The 4245-nt window shown below is 59.1% G+C and carries 4 protein-coding genes; 3 read left to right on the forward strand and 1 reads right to left on the reverse strand.

Going from position 1 to position 4245, the window contains the following annotated elements; genetic code table 11:
• The first annotated feature begins 30 nt into the window (after positions 1–30).
• The 3 genes from WBF74_RS14685 (at position 31) to WBF74_RS14695 (ending at position 3926) form a co-directional block, all read left to right on the forward strand.
• Positions 31–1233, forward strand: coding sequence for an acetyl-CoA acetyltransferase (locus WBF74_RS14685; RefSeq protein ID WP_424441246.1), 1203 nt, complete (start codon positions 31–33; stop codon positions 1231–1233).
• A gap of 158 nt (positions 1234–1391) precedes the next feature.
• Positions 1392–2900 carry an MBOAT family O-acyltransferase gene (locus WBF74_RS14690; RefSeq protein ID WP_424441248.1) on the forward strand — a complete coding sequence of 503 codons (1509 nt, stop codon included), beginning with the start codon at positions 1392–1394 and terminating at the stop codon, positions 2898–2900.
• 12 nt (positions 2901–2912) lie between these two features.
• Complete coding sequence (locus tag WBF74_RS14695; RefSeq protein WP_424441250.1) at positions 2913–3926, forward strand: hypothetical protein; 1014 nt, start codon at positions 2913–2915, stop codon at positions 3924–3926.
• On the opposite strand, the gene WBF74_RS14700 is transcribed toward WBF74_RS14695, so the two are convergent.
• On the reverse strand, positions 3923–4245 hold a 323-nt coding region (locus tag WBF74_RS14700), incomplete at its 5' end, for a hypothetical protein (RefSeq protein ID WP_424441252.1). The genes WBF74_RS14695 and WBF74_RS14700 overlap by 4 nt on opposite strands.

A 4245-nucleotide genomic window follows, 5' to 3' on the forward strand; every position in this document is an offset into this window, starting at 1 on the left:
GGCCAGGCGGCCGAATAGGGAGAAACGGACATGGCGGCAGGTATCAAGGACAAGGTCGCGATCCTCGGCATGGGGTGCTCGAAGTTCGGCGAGCGCTGGGATGTTGGCCCGGAAGAACTGATGGTGGAAGCCTATCTCGAGGCCATGCAGGATGCAGGCATCGAGCCGACGCAGCTCGATGCGGCGTGGTTCTCCACCCATATTGATGAGATCGGCACGGGCAAGGGCGGCACGCCGCTTTCGCTCGCGCTGCGTCTCCCGAACATTGCGGTGACGCGCGTTGAAAATTTCTGCGCCAGCGGCTCCGAGGCGCTTCGTGGTGCGGTTTATGCCGTGGCCTCGGGCGCGGCGGATATTGCGCTCGCGGTCGGTGTCGAGAAGCTCAACGATACGGGCTATGGCGGTCTGCCGGTCGGCAATATGGGTACGCTCAGCCCGCAGTGGTCGCCCTCTGGCTCCGCGCCCGGCAATTTTGCGCAGCTTGCTTCCGCCTATCGGGCGAAGCATGGCGTGAACAAGGAAGACCTCAAGCGCGCCATTGCCCATGTGTCGGTGAAGAGCCATGCGAATGGCTCCAAGAACCCGAAGGCGCATCTGCGCAATTTGGTCACCGAAGAGCAGGTGCTGAATGCGCCGATGATTGCCGAGCCGCTCGGCCTCTTCGATTGCTGCGGCGTGTCGGACGGCGCGGCGGCGGCTATCGTGACGACGCCGGAAATCGCCAGGGCGATGGGCAAGAAGGACATCGTGACGGTGAAGGCGATGCAGCTTTCCGTTTCGAACGGCCTTGAGGCGCAGCACAATAGCTGGGATGGCAGCTATTTCCACACGGCCCGCATTGCCGCGAAGAAGGCTTACAAGGAAGCCGGCATCGACAATCCCCGCGAGCAGGTGAGCATGATCGAGGTGCATGACTGCTTCTCGATCACCGAGCTTGTGACCATGGAAGACCTGTTCATCTCGCCTGAAGGCGGTGCGGTGAAGGATGTGATGGACGGCTTCTATGATGCCGATGGCAAGGTGCCCTGCCAGATCGATGGCGGCCTCAAGTGCTTTGGCCACCCCATCGGTGCTTCCGGTCTGCGCATGGCCTATGAGATGTATCTCCAGCTCACGGGCCGGGCGGGCGAGCGCCAGCTTCCCAACCCGAAGATCGGCATGACGCACAATCTCGGCGGCGCACCGTCTCAGAATGTCTGCTCGGTGACGATCGTCGGCGCCTATGGGGCGTGAATAGCCTGAAAAGAAACGTGAGGAAGAAGGCCGGGACTGTGTTCCCGGCCTTTTTTATGCCTTTCTTCTCTCCTTAACATCGCCATCTCGAAGCCGGGCGAACGCCCCGGCTTTCCTGTGTTTTGACCAGTTACCGGGACCGGGGCCCTGCGCGAAAATTGCTGTTCAATTCTCCGGTTTTCATCTTCATCTTTCTGCCGCTGACCGCGCTTACCTGCTTTGCCATCCGGACGGCATTCGGGCGTGAGGCGAGTATCGGCTTCATCGTTGTCGCCTCTCTTTTCTTCTATGGCTGGTGGAATCCGGTCTATCTGCCCCTGCTGATCGGCATCACGATTTTCAACTATGTGGTGGCAAAGGCGATCAGTGCAGAGAGGATAAAGCCGGGAGGCGGCTATGCGACCCATCTGACCGTCTTCGGCATCAGCATCGATCTCATCTCGCTCGGCTTCTTCAAATACACCGACTTTCTTATCGGCACGTCGAATGCGCTGCTCGATACAGAGTTTCCGCTTCAGCACATCATTCTGCCGCTGGCGATTTCCTTTTTCACCTTTCAGAAAATTGCCTATCTCGCCGACACGCGGGCAGGAAAGGTGGAGCGGCATAATTTTCTCGAGTTTTCCTTTTTCGTGATGTTTTTCCCGCAGCTCATTGCGGGGCCGATTGTCCACCACAAGGAAATCTTTCCGCAGACGAAGCAGAAGCGTACCTTCGGCTTTGACCGGATGAATGTGGCCATCGGGCTTACCATCTTCCTTATCGGGCTCTTCAAGAAGGTGGTACTGGCAGACAATGTGGCGATGGTTGCGACGCCTGTTTTCAGCAAAGCAGCGAGCGGCGCGGATATCGGCTTCTTCGACGCCTGGGAGGGGATGCTCGCCTATACGTTCCAGCTCTATTTCGACTTCTCCGGCTATTCCGACATGGCCATTGGCGTGGCGCGGATTTTCGGGATCAAGCTGCCGCTCAATTTCCACTCGCCCTATCAGGCGCTCAATATCAGCGACTTCTGGCGGCGCTGGCATATGACGCTGTCGCGCTTTCTGCGCGACTATCTCTACATCTCGCTCGGCGGCAACAGGCGCGGCAAGCTGCGGCGCTATGCGAACCTCTTCATCACCATGGCGCTTGGTGGTCTCTGGCACGGGCCTGCATGGACCTTCATGCTCTGGGGGGCAGCGCATGGGTTGATGCTCATCATCAATCATGGCTGGCAGGCGCTCCCCGTTCGCCGGATCAACACATGGTGGTCGCGCGGCGTTGCGCGCTCGTTCACCTTCCTTTGTGTGGCGCTTGCCTGGGTTCTCTTCCGCGCTGCTGATCTTGATGCGGCCGTGGCGATCTATCGCGGGCTGATTGCCGTACCCGATATGCCGGATATGGCGCGGCTTGCAGAAGATTTCGGCTGGCTCGCTTTCTGGATGGGGATTGTATGGTTCTGGCCGAACACGCAGCAATGGCTTGCCATGGTGCGGCCCGCCTTCAACTACAAATGGGCTGATCGCAAGGCTGACTCGCTGCTGCTGCCGGTGGACGGCACGCGGTTTCAGCGGCTTGTTCTCTGGCGGCCGAGCAAGCGCGTTGCGGTGGGTGTCGGGCTGCTGGCGGCAGCGTCATTCCTCAGCCTGCAACGCGTCAGCGAATTTCTGTATTTCCAGTTCTGAGCAGATATGCCGATGACCATGAGCAGATATATTCGCGGCTATCTCGCAGCACTTGCAGCAACGGTGCTTGCCTGCGCGGCGGCTGTGTTTGCCGTCAACGCGGCAGTTGACCCGATGTGGTATTTCGGCGGCAACAGGCTTGGCTCGATCAACTATGCGTTCAACGAGCGATTGAGCAAACTCAACCTGTTTCTCGACCGATCCGAAAATTATGACTGCGTGATCTTCGGCGACAGCCGGGTAACGCTTCTGCCGGAGCAAGTGATCGAAGGCTATCGCTGTTTCAACTTTGCCTTTTCGGCGGGAAAGGCGGAGGAGGCGGTTGCCTATGCGCGCTACATCAAAGATCGAGGTTTCGCGCCGCGCCTCGTCATCATGGGAGTGCCCGCGGCGGCCTTTCGCGCCAGGATCGGCAGCACGAATATTCCCGACTTCATTCGCAGCGGTGACGATCCCAAACCGGCGCTGCTGACCTATCTTTCCTTCGATGCACTTTCCATGTCGTGGCGTACGCTTTTTGGGACGTCGCCGCTTGACCGCGTCTATACGCCGGATTTCGAGTGCCGTATCGCACCGGGGGCGCCGGTTTATGATCCGGCAAAGCCGGTTCCGGACATGATGGCCGGGCGCTTCACCGCGACCGAGCGCGTGTCCTTCTACGAGGAGATGCGGGAAATCTTTCCGCAGGCGGAGCTTGTGGGCTATGTGCCGCCCATCTCAGCCTGGGCGATTGATGCCTATGACGAGGCGGGATGGCTTCCGGACTATGTGAGGGCGATTCACACGGCGGCAGCGAAGTTCGACAAATTCCGGGACTTCGGCATTCCCTCTGCGCTTACCATCAATGTCGATAATACCTATGACGGGACACATTATTCCGAACCTGCCAACCGCGTGATTGCAGAAGCACTGCTGACGCCGGGCAAGGGCGAGGCGCTTGATCTCAAGGAAATGACAGTCGAGGAAGTTCTTGCGAGCTACCGGCAACGTTTGGCGCAATATCGCGTCGTGCTTGACAGCAACTAGCTGGCGGTGTGCGCGAGTCCGGGACTGGCCGAGATGGCCGTTGCGGGTGCGACGATGACGAAGAGCTGATCGATCTCCTCACCGGAGGCGCGGATCGGAAATACGCCGCGATGCACGATCATGAACTCCCGCGACTTGATCGGGAGAGTTGTCGTGGAAATGATCGGCTGTCTGTTTTCAAGGACGCGGGCAAATTCTTGCCGGCGGATTTCATATCCTTCCTGCGTCATGCACTCGCCAAGCATCTTGCCCGTATAGTCCACGCCGAAGATTTCCGTGCAGCCGGTTCCCGCCAGGCGATATCGATATTCCGTCGCCG

The organism is Parvibaculum sp., assembly GCF_049672805.1.
Lineage (GTDB): Bacteria > Pseudomonadota > Alphaproteobacteria > Parvibaculales > Parvibaculaceae > Parvibaculum.

Bases quoted from the DNA above. Each gene is read 5' to 3' on its own strand.
- WBF74_RS14685 (WP_424441246.1), top strand. From the start codon at position 31: ATGGCGGCAGGTATCAAGGACAAGGTCGCGATCCTCGGCATGGGGTGC.
- WBF74_RS14695 (WP_424441250.1), top strand. From the start codon at position 2,913: ATGACCATGAGCAGATATATTCGCGGCTATCTCGCAGCACTTGCAGCA.